Below are 16,690 nucleotides of genomic sequence, written 5' to 3' on the forward strand. Positions count from 1 at the left end.
GAAGTTTCTGAAGCGCTGTCGGCCGCCCCCGGACGCTCACGTTGATCGGTACGACATGCATACCTGGCCTTTACGGCTAAAATGCGTAGATTCCGCCACCCGCCGGGGGCGCTTCGTGAGGCCGCGTAGAACCGCGCAACCTCTCAGCGGATATGCAATCTTTTGACCGCCTAACGGTTTTAGCGTGATACACCTACGCCGTTAACCTTACTCGCCGATAAAGATGTGAATCCCATTGGAGCTGACGATGCCCCATCGCACACCCAGACTTCTCCTCGCAGCAGCTACTGCCACGCTGGTTATGTCCGTCACGGCCGCAGTAGGTCCGTTTACCCTGTTCTGGACGAACGAAACGCGTAACGACCGCAACGTGGTAGAAAAGCAGCTGGACGGCATTCGCACAGTACAAGGTTTGCTCGTGGATGCGGAGACAGGCGAACGCGGGTATGCATTAACGGGGATGGAGACATTTCTTCGCCCGTATTACGTCGCCACGTCGCAGCTTCCCAGCGCGATCAAGCTGCTTCGTGAAAACTATCGAAACGATTCGTCCGCTGAAATTGCCAAGGTGGAGGACTTCATAGAGAAGTCCGCACTAAAGCTGGACCACCTGGACATGGTGATCAATTTGCGCAGCACCCAAGGTGCTGCTGCGACGGTGGCCGAAATCGCTTCGGGTAACGGCAAGCACCTCATGGATCAGGTCCGCGACCTGGGAGGCGAGCTGATTCAAGCAGAAGTCGAGGAAGTGGCTGTTCTGGACAACCAGCTTAACGCCAACCTGCGTTGGGCCGTCGCCGTTTCCATCGCAAGCTTCCTGCTGACGCTTGTGCTGGGCCGTTTCATCTACGTGTCCATGCGTCAGACCATAAAACGCCAAGCCGAATCGACGGCTAGCGCACTGTCTTCAAGCACCCAACTGAGCAAAAGCCTGAAAAACCTTGAGCGGCGCAATGCAGAAATAGGCTTGCTCGCAGAAATGGCCCGTCTACTCCAGACCGAGATGAGCCAAGAGGAAACGCTCCAGTTGGTCAGCACTTACTGCCAACAGTTGCTGGACGGCAGTAGTGGAACGCTGTACCTGTACCGCAATTCGGCTGATGCTTTGCAACCGGCCGCAAGCTGGGGCCACGTCGAGCCTCAATCAGATGTCCTGATCGGTCCCAAAGACTGTTGGGCCATACGTCGAGGCCATGCCCATGTGGTTGAACATCGTCATGAGCTGCGCTGCGCCCACTACTCAGAAACATCAGAGTTCGACGATGGCGACATTCACTGGTGCCTGCCGCTGATAGCCTACGGAGAAACATTGGGACTCTTGCATATCCAGCATGCTGGCGGAAATGACGATAAGGAAGTCAACCGCCAGTTTGCGGAAGCTGCCGCGGAGCAAACCGCGCTAGCGTTGGCGAATGGCAGGATGCGCCAGGTCCTGCAAGTCCAGTCGATCAAAGACCCGCTGACGGGTCTGTACAACCGTCGCTTCATGGAGGAAACACTCAAGCGCGAACTCTCCAAAGCCACTCGAGACGCAGTGGACCTGAGCGTCATCATGCTCGACCTGGACAACTTCAAGAAGCTGAACGACATCCATGGTCATGCTGCGGGTGACGCGGTGTTGCGAAGCACGGCATCCTTGATCACGAAGTCAATCAGAGCCACCGATGTCGCCTGCCGCTTTGGTGGAGAAGAGCTGATCATCATATTGCCCGATTGCTCCATTGAAGACGCTCTCCTGCGAGCCGAATCCATCCGGGATTCGCTGGAAAACTTGAGCCCTACGGATGGAATGCAGACGTTCAGCGTTACCGCATCCTTTGGCGTGGCCTCGACGACGCGTAACGGGACCGATCAAACCTTATTGCTGCAAGCAGCGGACGCCGCGCTGTATAAGGCCAAGCGCGAGGGGAAAAACCGCGTAGCCTCGTAGCCGGTCATAGAGAAGGCAGAACGTAAGCATCCTCGGAACATCAGGCAGCCAAGGGCGCCCCCTCTTCGCAACGCCTGTATGACCTTGGACAAAGCGCCCCTGACACCCCCCAGCTCATCCGCGAGCAACGTCAGCACCCAAATACCCGATGAAGTCACCGCAACGGTGTGTTCCAGAGGGTGAAACACCTTCCCTTTCCCTCGGAGTTCGAGGGGTTCGATCTGAACCCAACGTCCACCGACAATTAATCCTTTTAAATACAATCACTTACATGATCATTGAGTTTATTCTATAAAAATATATTGCGCGCAAACATTTTAGACGATAACTTTGTCGCAGTTGATTAGCGCGCAAGCATTTACCGCGCATCACAATCACTGGGTAACCCGCCCTTTTCTTCTCTTACAGGTAGTCACTCATGAAAAAGATTCTTTCTGGTCTGGCCCTCGCCACCGCTTTCGCAGCCACTGGTTTTGCAAACGCGGCTGACGTCAAACCTACAGTGGTCTTGGTCCATGGCGCTTTCGCCGACTCATCGAGCTGGAACGGCGTAGTCAAAATTCTGGAAAAAGACGGCTATCCGGTCATTGCGGCGGCGAACCCGCTGCGCGGCGTCAGCAGTGATGCACAATCGGTGGCAAGCATCGTCAAGAGCATCAAGACACCGGTGGTTCTGGTCGGCCACTCCTATGGCGGTGCGGTGATCAGCGAGGCGGCGTATGGCAATCAGAACGTGAAGGGCCTGGTGTACGTAGCGGCGTTCACCCCGGAAACTGGCGAAACCGCGGCAGAACTGTCTGGACGATTCCCGGGGGGCACCCTGGCCTCGGCCTTGTCGGCCCCGGTCGAACTGGCCGATGGCGGCAAGGATCTCTATATCCAGCAGGATAAATTCCACGACCAGTTCGCAGCCGATGTGCCTGAGGCTGAGGCTCGCCTGATGGCGGCCGGCCAACGCCCCATCACCGTCGCCGCGCTGAACGAAGCCGCCACGGATCCTGCCTGGAAAACCATTCCGTCCTGGTTCGTATACGGCGACAAGGATAAGAACATTCCCCCTCAGGCCATGGCGTTCATGGCCGAGCGTGCGCACTCCAAACAGACCGTCGTGGTTAAAGGTGCCTCCCATGTGGTGATGGTTTCCAACCCGAAGGTGGTGGCAAACCTGATCGAGAAAGCTGCGCAATAAATGTAATTGGCAACACGAGGCCCGCGCATGCGGGCTTTTTGCCGTTGTCCGTGAAGTCGAGTTTTTCGCCAGCCTGGTGGCAACGCTCATCGCTCGGAGAAAAAGGCCTCCCGTGCCGACGGCTCCTCAGCGACGTGATGACCGCTGTCAATGCCTGCGCCAGTGACTTTCCGTTCTGCCCACTGCCTTGATGAGACGTGACAATAGGGCCTAGGATCGCAAAGACGGGAACAGACATGCAGAGGAGAATCAGCCCCATGCCCCCGCACCTTGCCGATCTTTATAGCGACTACATCGCCTGCCTGAATGCACAGGACTGGGAAAACCTAGGCCATTTTGTGCACCCAGATGTGGTTCACAACGCGAGACCATTGGGGTTGCACGGCTATCGAAGCATGCTGGAAGCGGATTATCGGGCTATCCCCGACTTGCGCTTCGCCATTGAATTCCTGGTGATCGACCCACCTAAGTTGGCAGCTCGCCTGGCCTTCAATTGCACGCCGGTTGGGGAATTCCTGGGCCTGGCGGTGAATGGGACACCCATCTCCTTCGCCGAAAACGTTTTCTACGGGTTCGAGGACGGCAGGATCCGCGAGGTCTGGTCGGTCATCGACAAGGCAGTGATCGAAGCTCAGCTCCGATCAGGGTAGCGGATGCCTCAAGGCTGCAGGTTATCCAGGGCCTCCATGCTGGTGTGAAGCCTGCTCCGTTCCCATGGGTGACGGAGCAGAGCATAGACAAAGCCTGACCAGAACTTATGCCATGGGTGGGTGGCTGAGCAATCAACCACCTCGCTTTCCCAAGCTCTAGATCATCGGTGAACTGCTCACCACCCGCAGCGCCAACCCCTCGAACGCATCCAGCGTAATGGTGAATTCGCCCTCCAGCGTGAGATCACCTTCAACCCGTTCATTGATGATGTCGACTACCGGCCCGGGCGCGATATTGGGCAGGTGCAGGGTTTCAGTGATCGGGGTCGAACCGAAGTTCAGCGCGGTGATTTGCGTACCTTTGCCTGCCGGCAGTTCGTGAACCATGATCAACAGTCCCGGATGCTCGACGTCCGGAATCAGTATCTGGCGACTGGCGGCGATGTCATAGGCACGGCGCGCAGCGAGAATCTTGCGCAGCTGCGAGACGAACGAATCCGGATCTTTCAACTGGCTTGGCAAGCTGCCATACAGGGTCTTCGGACGCGGCATCTGGCCGGCCGAAAATGCCGCATCAGGGTTGAGGTCAACCAGATCGTAGGCACCGCGATGAATCCAACGCGTGTCGCCGTCGCCCATCAAATGCTCGACCTGTTCGGCCGGCAACGGCAACGCGCCGACCAGGTCCCAGCCAGACAATGCGAAGACGCCGGGTTGCATCGCGTTGTACATCACCAACAGCAGATGAACCTGGCGAATCTGCTGGATATCTGCCGTCGTAATGGTTTCGAGATCGCGAATCCCCAACGCCGCCGTGATGATGCTCGCGGTGGTGCAGGACACGCCGTTGGTGACGAATTTCAGATTGTAAGGCGCATGCTCGCCAGTGAGGCGCTCGTACATCTGCTCGCGGATGTGCTCGCGCAGGATGCTGCCGGGAAAGGTCTGGCCTTGATAGAGGTAAGTATCGTGGGCGTGCAGGGTCCAGAAGTGCACCAACTCCAGGGTCAACTCATCATGATTCTGCAGCGCATGAATCAGCGAGCCCGGATCGATGCCGAGGGTGTGCATCTGCCGCAGCATCAAGCGCAGGAATTCGGCATCGCCCATCAGCAAAGCATGCTGGTAGGCGGGTCGGGTGATGAAGTCGTAAGAGAGATCCGCCCCTCCATGGGACATGGCGGCGATATCGTCTACGGTCAGGTTCAGTTCCTGGAAACTGAAGCCGCCGGCCTTGCGAATCGCTCCAGCGAGCAACTGGTTCCCGGTGATCGATAGCGGATGGCTTTCGGACCAGGCGGTACCCTCGAGCTTGCGCTCCACGCCAAGAAATCCGTTGGCGTCCAGACGGAGGATTTTCGCCCCCGAGACATCGATGGCATGCAGCGCGTCCCCAATGACCATCTGCTGAGCGGCAAAGGTCGGGTCCAGCCAGTTCAGCGAAGGTTGCCCTTCCTTGAAGTAATGCAGATAGACCCAACGGCGCGGCTTGCCGTCAACGCCCATCACCACCGGTGTCGCACTCCAGTCGGTTTCCTTGACGCCTGGTTCGAAGAAGATCACCCGTTGCAACTGCCCGACGATGTAATGCTTGTCCCGCAGAATGTCGACCTGCTGCGGGGTGAGGTTCTGCGCATCGCGCCCCTCGGCAATGTCGGGCAGCAGCGGCCAATCGTCCTCGCGGATTTCCACCATGTGGTAGAGCCCCGGATAATCTTCATACGCCATCTCGGCCAAACGAAAATCCGCGCCTTTGCCGGTATGGGACGGGATGACATCCTCGATGACGACCGCATTGTGCGCGGCGGCCATTCGGGTCAATGCTTGCAACTGCGCCTCGGTGCCCAATTGCGGGTCGAGTTCGAAACTGATGCGGTCAAAATTGCCGTCAATCGTAGGTGTGTAGTCAGTGCCCGAAAGACCACCGGACCTTTTCAAAGGGCCATTGTGGATGCCCTGGATACCGATTCTCGACAGCGCATGCCATAAGGTTTCATCCCCCAGCGCTTCGAGCACAGTGCCATTTTCGCCGGTAACGATGGAGGCCGGATACGCGGTGAACCACACCGAAGCCAATGCCGAGGCGTCGCGAGGCCGAGTATGGGCATAGGGCTGCTGCCACATTCGGCCCTGGCCCGAGTAGAGCTTGGCGCGCTTCCTCGCAGCATTGAGCATCGATTGTTCGACCAGCCAGTCGACATGATTTTTCTCGGCTGCCGTCATGGACACAATCACCTCCGTCATGGAAAAACCGCAGTCGCCCCTCTCCAATCGAAGCGCCGCTCGTTTTCATATGAGGCCACCACACGACATTCGTTGCATCGAATCAGGAGAAAGCCTGCGAGGTGCAATCGGCCAGGTCAGAGCGAAGCTCGATCGGCTGCAAACAAGCTGCGGGGGCTCATCGTCAATGCCGCCGCAGTTCGGCCGGCCCTACCTGGCGCCATTCATTCCACAGGCTCACTGCTTCGACGTGCCTGTCGACTGGCCCCTGGCGGCTGGCCATTGATGCGCTTGAATGCACGGCTGAATGCCGCTTGTGAGGTATAGCCCAAGCGTTGTGCGACAGCATCGATCGACAGGTTGTCCTGCGTCAGCCACTGGCTGGCGATCCGCATCCGCAGTTCGGTGGCGTATCGCAATGGAGGTACGCCAATGGTGGCTTGGAACCGTTGGGCGAACACGGAGCGCGAAACGTGGGATTCGGCCGCCAGCTCGGCCACCGTCCACTCGCGCCCGGGTTGGCGATGCAACGCAAGGATAGAGCGTGCCAGGCGCGGATCGCGCAGCGCAGCCATGAGCCCTTGCGCACTTTCCGAGCCATGCTCGACCCATCCCCGTACGAACAAGGAGGCAGCGACTTCCGCAAGCCGAGCCATGATCCCGGCATACCCGATGCGTCCGGCGCAGATCTCACGCTTGATTGAATCGAGTATCGCTCCCAGCCCTGGATAACGTTGACCACTGGTGTCCGCCACCATGACATTCGGCATCAGCTTGCCTAACGCCCGCATGCCCCCCAGGTCGAACTCCATGCAGCCATAGAACAGGATCGTACTGGGCGTGGAAAGTGTGCTCGGACAAGTGTTCACACCGCTGACAGCCTCGCCCAAGGGAGCGGCATCAAGTTGGTCGATATTCTGGACCGTGACATCCAGGGCGGATAGCAGTTCGTGCCCATGGCCTTGCGGCACCAACACCGCGTCACCTGTCGAGAGGTGATGCATCGCGCCATCGCCCGTACGCAGGATAGCCGTACCCACCGCCAGATAATGAAAGTAGGCATGGCCCGATTTGTGTTCGAAACCCAAGCCAAAGCTCGGGCCCGTTTGAATACGGCGGTACTGAACACCGCGCAGCCGCATCCCCGTGAGCAGTTCGCTAATCAGCTCAGAAGACAGAGCGAATGGTCCTGATTCCGTCATGTTAGGTGTTTCGATCAAAAGACTAAGACTTAGCATCATAGATCATCCTGACGCTCAGCCCTAGAGTGTGTCTCACAATCACTTTCCAAGGATTCTTGAGATGAGTAGCGATGTTCTTGACGCTGCACCTGGCAGCGTTGCTGGAGTAGAGCCGGCCACCCCGGCATGGACGGCGGTTTTCTCCCTGACCATGGGGGTCTTCGGCCTGCTGACGGCCGAATACCTTCCTGCCAGTTTGCTAACCCCCATGGCCTCTGATTTGAACGTGTCCGAAGCGCTGGCCGGACAGGCCGTGACCGTCACCGCCGTGGTTGCGTTGTTTGCCGGGCTCCTGGTACCCGGCCTGACCCGCCAGCTCGACCGCCGTACCGTCTTGCTCGGTTTCTCCGCGCTGATGATCGCCTCCAACCTGCTCGTTGCCCTGTCATCGAGCCTGGCGGTCCTGCTGTTGATGCGGGTGCTGCTTGGCATCGCGTTGGGCGGGTTCTGGAGCATGGCGGCAGCCGTGGCCATGCGGCTGGTACCGGCCAAGTTCGTACCTCGTGCGTTGTCCATCATCTTCAGCGGCATCGCCGTGGGAACAGTGGTTTCCGTGCCGCTGGGCAGCTATCTGGGCGGCCTGCTCGGCTGGCGCAGTGCCTTTTACGCAGCCGCGGCGGTCGGCGTTCTGACGTTGATCTTCCAGTGGTTCACCCTACCCCGCATGGCGCCTGGGAAAATGGCACGCGCCGCCTCCGTGCTGGAATTGCTCCGCCGTCCTGGCATTGCCATAGGCATGGTCGGATGCGTGCTGGCACACACAGGTCAATACGCACTGTTCACCTACATACGTCCCGCACTTGAAAGCGTTGTACCCATCGACACCGACGGCCTGGCTTTAATGCTATTGGGCTTCGGCGCCGCCAATTTCGTTGGCACGCTCGTGGCGGGTTGGCTGCTGGAGCGTAGCTTGCGCCTGACATTGATCCTCATGCCTGCCTTGGTAGCCGTGGCCGCGTTTGCCATGATCTCGCTTCCTCTCCAGGCGCCGGGACTGGCACTCGCAGTCGCCCTCTGGGGCCTGGCTTTCGGCGGGGTGCCGGTTGCCTGGTCAAACTGGGTGGCACGCGCGGTTCCGGATCAAGCCGAAACCGCAGGTGGGATGGTCGTCGCTGCGGTGCAGTCGTCAATCGCCGCGGGCGCTGCACTCGGCGGGTTGGTCTTCGGCTTTGGCGGCGTAATGGGCGTCTTCATCATCGCAGGCGCAGTGATGTTGCTGGCCGCTCTGCTGATTGCGCTTCGTGTTCGAGTGGCATTGCCAAAGCATGCTGGAGACGAACGATCAGAACATTCCCGACTTGCGCTTTGAAATCGAATGTCTGCGGGTGCGGCAATTCGGGGCCAGATGCGGCAAACCAGAGGAACGCGCAACGTTCGCGTATTGCTCCAACAGCCAAGCCAAGTCCTGGTAACAGATCGCTAGATGATGTGCTCCCAGTCTCCTCATCGACCTCGATGTACGCCGGGCCTGGGCGGCGCTGATCGCCGGATGATGAGCATATCGAGCGATCCGCCGGGCTCCGGTTTGTGCGCATTGGGCGACGGGCGATTCAGGATCGATACCACTCGCGTTACGCTGTAGCCGGCTCAATTGTTTACTCAGCTGCAGCGACAAATAACCCGCGTGGTAATCCTGCGTGTTATCAACGCCAAGCAAACTTTTCAACGCGACGAGCCGGGATAGTTGTTTCGCTTGCCATTTTGGGTGATCGATATGGCTTCCACGGCGAAGTAGCCGGCGTGTGTCCTTGTGGAGCGAATGTTTCAATGCCCGAACATGTTTAGCTGGATCCTTCGGCAAGACCTGGAACGCTAATAGACAGACGAGCATTGCAACGATCCAGGCCAGCGCTTGGTTGGCGAAATCGACGAAATTGTAGAAGGCGGTATCGCCGGTGCTCACCAAGGTATTGAACCCGATCAGGTAGGCAATTCCTTGCAGTGCGTAGCGCGGTTGGCTCGTCGCATGGATCCCGAAGGACCAGAACGCAGCCAGTAACAGGAATAACAAAGGGAAGCCGTTGATCTGCGGCATCAACAGGAATTTGCACAGCGCTGCCGCCAAAATGGCGTAGAGCGTGCCCCGAATAAAGCTGGCGATACCTTGGGCGGGCGCGGAGGCCGGCGCCAGCAGTGTGCAGCAAGGACCCAGAACCGCCAGTAGCGCGGGCCCTTGATCCCAACCGCTGAGATACCAGACCGCACCCGCGGCCAAGGTGGCGAGCAGTGCCCTGATGCCGTTTCGCGCCGCATCAGCATAATTGCGCGGATACACCACTGCACGTACCTGCTCGCGGCGAGCATGGTCGAGGCTGGAGAAGTTCAGCAAGGCCTCGCCCAGATCCGTCAGTTGTTCGTCCAAGCGTTCGCTGAGCAACCGCGAGTGGTGGTTTGAGTCAGCGAAATCATTCACCAGGCTACGCAGTTGCCCCACCGTATCGGCAGCGGCGAGAAAGTCGCAGTGGGTGTCGTTCATCCGCTCACCCAGTTGCCGCAATGCCGCGCTTATCCGCGCGAGCAACGTGGGGTCGATCCCGGGGTATGGATCGTCGCTGTGCACATCGAGTACAGCGGATTGCAAATGCGCCAGGCCCGCCTGAATCGCCAACTGCCGGGAGCGAATCCGCGACGATTCGCCCCGCCCTATTCCCAATTGGTCGTCCACCTTGCCGATGTCCATGGCGAGCGGGTGGCGTTGCGTCACCAACTCCGCGGACTGCTCGCCTGCAAGCCTCGCGGCAAGTAGCTGAGCACTGCGGACACAGACATCGACCAGCGAGTTGCGAAGCTTCTTCTCCATCGTCCTGGAACTGCACAGCGTTACCACCAGGCTCAAGCTCAGCACCCCGAGCGCCACCGCCGTGCCGCGAGTGAGGATGTGATCGAAGCCCTGTTCAGGTACGACGATGGCAGGCCCCAACGCCAGGCAGACCGTATAACCCGCCACCACTGCCGCCGTAGCTTGGTAATGGCGCAAGACGCTCATTGCACTGACGCACAGGCCCAGCCACATACCGATGGCGAGTATGAACAGCAGCATCTGTTGAGCGAACAGCCCTGTCAGCACGAAAGCCGCCACCAGGCCTACCAGGGTTCCCAACATCCGGTAGAAGCCCTTTCCCAGCACCGCTCCTTGGATGGGCTGTACCAGCAGCAACACGGTGGATGCCCCCGAGAACGGCGACTCCAGATGCAGTTGGAAGCCGAGCCACAGCGCCAGCCCCGCCGCCAAGACACTACGCAACACGTAGAAGAAACTGGCGGGCGTCCAGGGCAAGGGGATGGTCGCGAGCAAGCGTGTCGCCAGGCGAGTCATCACATGAACGCCTGCAGCCATTGGGTGAGTCGCCAGCGTGGCGCGGCGTTCGGCTGCGTCACTTCGACACTGGCGGTCATGCCCGCCGCCAACTCCACGCCGTCCGGGACCCTGACCAACTCGATGCGCACGGGTACGCGCTGTGCCAACCGAATCCAGCTGAAGGTCGGGCTCACCTGAGGCAAACCGCTGTCGTTGCGCAATTCATTCGCATCGGCGATGCCCCTGCCCATGCTTGCCACATGCCCTTCCAGCAGTTGGGCAAACCCCATCAGCTTGATCGACACCGGCGCGCCGATGCGCACACCCGGCAGCTTGGTCTCTTCAAAATAACCCGTGATCCAGAAACTATGGCCATCGACCACGAATAGGTTGGTGTGGCCAGCCTCCGCGTAGTCACCGGGCTGTAGCCGCAGTTGAGTGACGTAGCCGTCCACCGGCGAACGAATCATCGTGCGGTCCAGGTCGAGCTGCGCCTGGGCTAACTGGCTGCGTGCCGCGTCCAGGCGCGCTTGGGCCACAGCCAAGTCACGCGCCGCGTTGTCAATTTCTTCCCGGGCGATGGCGTCGGCCAATTGGGATCGCCGCTTCAATTGTGCACTGCGCTGATCGAACACACTGCGCGCTTCAGCGTACTCCGCCGCACGCTGTTGCAGCGCCAATCGATAAGCACGCGCATCGATGTGATACAGCAAATCGCCCCTGGCGACCCATTGGTTGTCGCTGACCGACAACTGATCGATTTGGCCGCTAACCTCTGGCGCAATGCGGACGACCTGCGCGCTCACCCGTCCGTCCCGCGTCCAGGGCGCCAAGACATAAGCCCGCCAAAGTTGCAGGCAGAACACCAGGGCCAGCACGCCAAGTCCCAGGGTGGTGGCAGGTTTGAGGATTTTGACGATAGACATGGCCGGCCTCACTCAGCAATTGACGACCATCGCCGACACGACGATAAGCGAGACAAAAAAACGCGCCAGCGCCGGGTGCCACGCCTCGTCCAGCCAACGTCGGGCAAGGCGCTCAATGAGTTTGTAGGCCAAGACCGATGCCCCCAGGTAGATCAACAAGGGGGGGACATAGAGGTTGGCAATGGAGATTTCGCTGAGCATGGCAAGCACCGGGATTCGGAGGGGTCTAGGGTTCGCCCGCGTACTGAAGGGGGCTTGGTGATGATGCTAAGGGACGACCATCATTGCCGATATTGAGTACACTGCCAAAAAATAATCAAATTCAGACAGACGCCGACGACACGCCATGGCCGAAATCCACCGTTTCCACGTCGATCAATTCGAGTACGACAACCTGTCGCAACCTGCCGTGGCACTGATGCTGGAGACCCGGCGCAACGACAGTGAGTCCGCCGAACACAAGCATCGCAAGGGGCAACTGGTCGTGGCTTATTGCGGGGGTATTGTGTGTACGGTGGAAGATGGCGTGTGGATGGTCCCGTCAGGGTTCGGCGTCTGGATTCCGGGAGGGGTCGCCCATAGCAACCGCGTCACGGCCAACGGGCAGGTCTGTTTTTTATTCGTGGAACCCGGCGCCGCGTCGCTTCCCGATCGCTGCTGTACGCTGGCGCTGTCGCCACTGATCCTGGAACTCATCCTCCACCTGAGCGGCCAGGTCCAGGATTACCCCGCCAATTCGCGCATTGCACGGTTGGCCAACGTGCTGCTGGAAGAACTCGAACTGGCGCCCACGGAACAGCTTTACCTGCCTTTGCCCGCCTCAACCCAACTTCGCACAATTGCCCGGGCGCTGGCGCAAGAGCCGTCCAACCGCGCCACCATGGCCAGTTGGGCACGGCATGTGGCCATGAGCGAACGCTCCCTGGCCCGCCTGATAAAAAGCGAGACCGGGCTTACCTTCGGTCAATGGCGCAAGCAATGGCAGATCATCGTCGCGTTGCAAAGCCTGGCCGAGGGGCAGTCGGTGCAGAGAACCGCTGAAGCGCTCGGCTACGAGTCAGTCAGCTCGTTCATCACCATGTTTCGCAAGACCTTGGGCACCTCACCGGCACGCTACCTGCGCAATACCACGCTACGGCAATGAGCCGGGGGCGAGAGATATCCGCATCATGGTCACGCAACCGCCGCTGCAGCCGCTCTGGAGCGCCAGACAAACGCCAACACCATCAACAGCCCCAGCCCCGCCATCGCCGCGCCGGCCAGGGAAATCGCCGGATAACCCAGCCCGGCATTGATCACTGCGCCGCCCAGCGCCGCCCCTATCGCGTTGCCAAGGTTGAAGGCACCGATGTTCACCGCCGAGGCCAGATTGGGCGCGTCCTTGGCGGCTTCCATGACGCGCATCTGTAGTGGCGGCACCAGGGCGAAGCTGGCGATGCCCCATATCAGGATGGCCACGGCGGCCGGCAGAGGCCAACGCATCAGGACGGTGAACGCCAGCAAGACGAGAATCAGTACGCTCAGCGAAACGATCAGGGTGCGGTCTATCGAGCGGTCGGCGGCCTTGCCACCCCACATGTTGCCCAGCGTCAACCCCACACCGAACAGCACCAGCATGGCGGTGATGTAAGCGGTGGACCCGTGGGTCTCGTTGCTGAGGATCGGCGCGATGTAAGTGAAGACGGTAAACATTGCACCCGAGCCGACGACGGTCAGGGCCAACGCCCCCAGCACCGGGCCACGGCCCAGTACTCGAATTTCAGCCAGCACACCGACGCCTTGCGACATTTGCAGGTTGGGCAAGGCGAACCACAGCGCGGCCATGGTCAGCCCGCCGAGGCCGGTGATACCCCAGAATGCCGTGCGCCAGCCAAACAGTTCGCCAAACCAGGTGGCCAGCGGCACACCGCCGATGGTCGCCAGGGTCAGGCCCATGAACATGGCCGCAACCGCCCCGGCACGTTTGTCCGGGGCGACCACGCTGGCGGCGACGATGGAGCCAACGCCGAAGAACGCACCGTGGTTCAGCGAGGTCACCACCCTGGCGATCATGAGACTGTAGTAATCGGTCGCCAGGGCTGACATCAGATTACCCAGGGTGAAAATCGCCATGAGCCCGATCAGCAGATAGCGCCGGGGGATCCTGCCGGTGGTCAGGGTCATCAGCGGCGCGCCGAGCAGTACGCCCAGGGCGTAGGCACTGACCAACAGTCCGGCGGCAGGAATGGAAACACCGAGATCCGCAGCGATGCCCGGCAACATGCCCATGGGGGCGAACTCGGTAACGCCGATGCCAAAGGCACCGATGGCGAGTGCAACAAGTGGTGGATTGATACGCATGGAAGGCTCCTCATCTATGCTGCGAATGCTACGATCCCGTCTTTTCAGGCGGTAGATAGCATTTTTGGCAATCACCTTTGCGTAAGAGGCACAAATGGACTTCAACGGCAGGTCAGGTGAAATGAGCGTGTTCGCCACCGTGGCGCAGGAAGGCAGCCTGTCAGCCGCCGCGCGTGCATTGGGGCTGACACCCTCGGCGGTCAGCCGGATCATCGCGCGTGCCGAACAACGCCTGGGTACCCGCTTGCTGTTGCGCACCACCCGAGCGATCACCTTCACCGCCGAGGGCGAGGCTTTCCTGCGCGGCGCCCGGCGTATCCTGGCCGACATGGATGAGGTCGAAGAAGCGATCGCCGACCAGGGCGTACCCAGGGGCCGTTTGCGGGTCAGTGCCGCCCTTGGCCATGGGCGGCTGGCCATCGTTCCTTTGGTGGCGGCATTCAGCGCCCGCTACCCGAACATCGTCGTCGACCTCACCCTCGGCGACGAAGTCGTCGACATTCTCGGCGGCCAGGCCGACGTGGCGGTACGCTTCGGCCATCTGCCGGACAGCCCGCTGACCGCGCGCAGGATCGGCGACACCGGCCAGGTCGTGGTGGCATCGCCCGAGTACCTGCAGCGCCACGGCATCCCCCAGGAGCCGGAAGACCTGCTACGACACAATTGCCTACGCTTCAACTTCCGGCGTGCCGAACCCAACTGGCCGTTCATTCGCGACGCCAGGGAGTTTTCCCTGAAGGTCAGCGGCAACATCGAATGCAGCAGTGGTGAAGCGCTGGCACAACTCGCGCGAGTGGGTGCCGGCATTGCCCGTATCGGCGAATTCACCGTGAGCGAAGATCTGCAGCGCGGTGACCTGATACCGCTATTGGAAGCCTGGAACCCAGGCGACCGGGAACCGATTCACGTGGTGTTCGTAGGGGGCTCGGCAATGCCGGCACGGGTTCGGGTGTTCGTGGATTTCTTGCTGGAACATCACCGGATGTAAGCGGTGGCATCACGGAAAGCGACCGTGATCACACGCGCACCTTTCCATCTGGCAAGCTGCGCCGCTAGATGCCGTATCACTCTGCAGCCAGGAGCCTCTTCACCTCGGCGACAATCGAGTCGATGTCGAATGGCTTGGGCAGCACTGCATCAAACAAATCCGATCTCTTCATCCCCACGTGAGCCTGGGCGCCGCTCATCAAGATGATCGGCAAACCCTTGACGGACGGTAGGGCTCGCACGGCCGTGGCGAATTCAAGACCATCCATGACCGGCATCATGAAGTCAGTGATGATCAAGGCTGGACGTTCTCTTTCCAGCACTTCGAGTCCTTTTTGACCATTGCTGGCTTTTACGACCATGAAGCCCTCGTCCTCTAGCGCAAAACCGAGGATGTCAGCGATCAAATACTCGTCGTCGACGACCAGGATGGTGGTCATGTTAATTCAACCCGCTCAAAGACTTATGAAATTGAACCAGGCAATGACTCAGCTGCGACTGAAGGTTCATTTTTCAAAGCCTTTTCAAGGAAAACATCTTGATCCCGGATGACCACCTCGAATCGCGAGGGGTCATAAGCGCTGTCTCGTACCTTAAGAATGGAGAGCGTCCTTCTTAGTTCAGAGCGATCTTCAAGGAAGCGCATGAGCATCAGGTTGTCGACGATGCTGGACAGGTCCGAGTTCGGTGAACTGACCTCGGACCCGAATAGGTCTCGCATCTCCCAGGAGGCGAACACCGTAACGCCCCGGGATCGCAGCTCGTTCATCAGCGCGCTGTAGAAATCGGTAATCCGCGCGGGATTTGTCGAAGTCCGTGTCATGCCGCTCAGGCTATCGATGAACAGGCGCTTGATACCCTTTTCCTTGACGATGTTCAGCAGTCGTGCGCCGAGTCCATCCAGCAAGCCTTCGGTGGTGGGCTGCCAGGCAATGCTCAACGCACCGCTTTTTTCCATGTCTTCGATATCGATGCCCAGGGAGAGGCCTTTGAGGCGCAGTCGCTGCGGGCTTTCATAGAATCCGAAATGCAAGCCAGGGGCATCCGCCGTCGACTTGGCGAGGAATTTGAGACCCAGCGTCGTTTTACCAATCCCGGAAGGACCGATGACCAGGGACACGCTGGAGCTGTGCAAGCCTCCACCCAATATGTCATCCAGTGAATCAATCCCGCTGGCTATACGCGTCATGTCAGCACTGTCGGGCGCGGAAGGACGGCTGTAGAGGCTTTCCAGGCGCGGATAGACAACCAAACCGTCGTCGTTGATTTCACATTCGTGAAGACCGGTCAACGCACCGCTGCCGCGGGTCTTGCGCAGTTGAATGCGCCGAACCGAACGCGTCCCGAACAGCTCTTCACCCATTTCGATGACACCGTCCACCATCGTGTGCTCGGGGCTACCGTCGTCGAGCCGCGAACTGGTGAGGAACAACACGGTGCAACCGGCGAAAGCGGCATGTCCCTGCAGCTCTGAGATGAATTTCTTGGTGTCGATGGGCGAGTCGGCCTTGGAGCGCGCATTGAGCAGACCATCGACAACCATCACGGTAGCCTTTTGCCGACTGATCTCCCGTCGAAGCAGTTTCACCACTTCATCCAGGCCTTCGTTTTCCAATGTGTCGAATGCGCTGACAAATTGGATTTCAGCGCCGACTTTGGCTGAGTCGAAAAAGCTCAGCGTAGAAAGAAACTGGAAAAGTCGATCATGTGATTCGGCCAGCAGCGTGGCGACTAAAACACGACCACCACTGCGGGCATGATGGAATCCAAGTTGGTTCGCGAGGATAGTCTTGCCTGAACCTGGGCGTCCTTGGATTATGTATGAAGCACCCGCGACCAGCCCTCCCTGGAGCAGCGCGTCGAGTCCTTCGATTCCGCTTTGAAGGCGTTTTAGCTTTTCCACAAT

Annotated in this window: 14 protein-coding genes; 6 read left to right on the forward strand and 8 right to left on the reverse strand. The window is 59.5% G+C overall.

Annotated elements, in window-relative coordinates; genetic code table 11:
- Positions 1-247 precede the first annotated feature (247 nt).
- The 3 genes from BLP82_RS14220 to BLP82_RS14230 all read left to right on the forward strand — a co-directional run bounded on the left by BLP82_RS14220 (position 248) and on the right by BLP82_RS14230 (position 3,769).
- Positions 248-1,930, forward strand: a complete 1,683-nt coding sequence (locus BLP82_RS14220; protein ID WP_256576600.1) for a GGDEF domain-containing protein — start codon at positions 248-250, stop codon at positions 1,928-1,930.
- Positions 1,931-2,348: 418 nt separating this feature from the next.
- Positions 2,349-3,119, forward strand: a complete 771-nt coding sequence (locus BLP82_RS14225; RefSeq protein ID WP_092168850.1) for an alpha/beta fold hydrolase — start codon at positions 2,349-2,351, stop codon at positions 3,117-3,119.
- Between the two features lie 257 nt (positions 3,120-3,376).
- On the forward strand, positions 3,377-3,769 hold the full coding sequence (locus tag BLP82_RS14230; protein ID WP_092169086.1) for an ester cyclase: 393 nt from the start codon (positions 3,377-3,379) through the stop codon (positions 3,767-3,769).
- Positions 3,770-3,925: 156 nt separating this feature from the next.
- Here the strand turns inward: BLP82_RS14230 and treS are convergent, their stop codons facing one another.
- Together treS and BLP82_RS14240 are read right to left on the reverse strand one after the other, a co-directional pair.
- The gene (gene treS / locus BLP82_RS14235) at positions 3,926-5,992 is read right to left on the reverse strand and encodes a maltose alpha-D-glucosyltransferase (RefSeq protein WP_092169089.1); all 2,067 of its coding nucleotides are present in this window, start codon (positions 5,990-5,992) and stop codon (positions 3,926-3,928) included.
- A 224-nt stretch (positions 5,993-6,216) separates the two neighbouring features.
- Positions 6,217-7,230, reverse strand: a complete 1,014-nt coding sequence (locus BLP82_RS14240) for an AraC family transcriptional regulator (protein WP_371914136.1) — start codon at positions 7,228-7,230, stop codon at positions 6,217-6,219.
- A 64-nt stretch (positions 7,231-7,294) separates the two neighbouring features.
- On the opposite strand from BLP82_RS14240, the gene BLP82_RS14245 reads away from it, so the two are divergent.
- Positions 7,295-8,542 carry an MFS transporter gene (locus BLP82_RS14245; RefSeq protein ID WP_092168856.1) on the forward strand — a complete coding sequence of 416 codons (1,248 nt, stop codon included), beginning with the start codon at positions 7,295-7,297 and terminating at the stop codon, positions 8,540-8,542.
- Here the strand turns inward: BLP82_RS14245 and BLP82_RS14250 are convergent.
- The 3 genes from BLP82_RS14250 to BLP82_RS14260 are packed head-to-tail and all read right to left on the reverse strand — an operon-like array spanning position 8,516 to position 11,658.
- The gene (locus BLP82_RS14250) at positions 8,516-10,549 is read right to left on the reverse strand and encodes an FUSC family protein (protein WP_092168859.1); all 2,034 of its coding nucleotides are present in this window, start codon (positions 10,547-10,549) and stop codon (positions 8,516-8,518) included. The two genes, BLP82_RS14245 and BLP82_RS14250, sit on opposite strands and share 27 nt — an antisense overlap.
- Positions 10,549-11,457, reverse strand: coding sequence for an efflux RND transporter periplasmic adaptor subunit (locus BLP82_RS14255; protein ID WP_092168861.1), 909 nt, complete (start codon positions 11,455-11,457; stop codon positions 10,549-10,551). The genes BLP82_RS14250 and BLP82_RS14255 overlap by 1 nt, the downstream gene beginning before the upstream one ends.
- A 12-nt stretch (positions 11,458-11,469) precedes the next feature.
- On the reverse strand, positions 11,470-11,658 hold the full coding sequence (locus BLP82_RS14260; protein WP_092168864.1) for a DUF1656 domain-containing protein: 189 nt from the start codon (positions 11,656-11,658) through the stop codon (positions 11,470-11,472).
- Positions 11,659-11,803: 145 nt separating this feature from the next.
- On the opposite strand from BLP82_RS14260, the gene BLP82_RS14265 reads away from it, so the two are divergent.
- Complete coding sequence (locus BLP82_RS14265; protein ID WP_092168867.1) at positions 11,804-12,601, forward strand: AraC family transcriptional regulator; 798 nt, start codon at positions 11,804-11,806, stop codon at positions 12,599-12,601.
- 29 nt (positions 12,602-12,630) lie between these two features.
- Here BLP82_RS14265 and BLP82_RS14270 read toward each other — a convergent pair whose 3' ends face one another.
- Complete coding sequence (locus tag BLP82_RS14270) at positions 12,631-13,797, reverse strand: MFS transporter (RefSeq protein WP_092168870.1); 1,167 nt, start codon at positions 13,795-13,797, stop codon at positions 12,631-12,633.
- A 94-nt stretch (positions 13,798-13,891) separates the two neighbouring features.
- Between BLP82_RS14270 and BLP82_RS14275 the strand changes: the two genes are divergently transcribed.
- On the forward strand, positions 13,892-14,785 hold the full coding sequence (locus tag BLP82_RS14275; protein WP_092168873.1) for a LysR family transcriptional regulator: 894 nt from the start codon (positions 13,892-13,894) through the stop codon (positions 14,783-14,785).
- Positions 14,786-14,861: 76 nt separating this feature from the next.
- On the opposite strand, the gene BLP82_RS14280 is transcribed toward BLP82_RS14275, so the two are convergent.
- Together BLP82_RS14280 and BLP82_RS14285 are read right to left on the reverse strand one after the other, a co-directional pair.
- Positions 14,862-15,224, reverse strand: a complete 363-nt coding sequence (locus BLP82_RS14280; protein ID WP_092168876.1) for a response regulator — start codon at positions 15,222-15,224, stop codon at positions 14,862-14,864.
- Positions 15,225-15,247: 23 nt separating this feature from the next.
- Complete coding sequence (locus tag BLP82_RS14285; protein ID WP_092168879.1) at positions 15,248-16,687, reverse strand: ATPase domain-containing protein; 1,440 nt, start codon at positions 16,685-16,687, stop codon at positions 15,248-15,250.
- Positions 16,688-16,690: the final 3 nt, after the last annotated feature.

Origin of the sequence: Pseudomonas sp. NFACC37-1 (genome assembly GCF_900101575.1) — a bacterium.
GTDB lineage: Bacteria > Pseudomonadota > Gammaproteobacteria > Pseudomonadales > Pseudomonadaceae > Aquipseudomonas > Aquipseudomonas fluorescens_AA.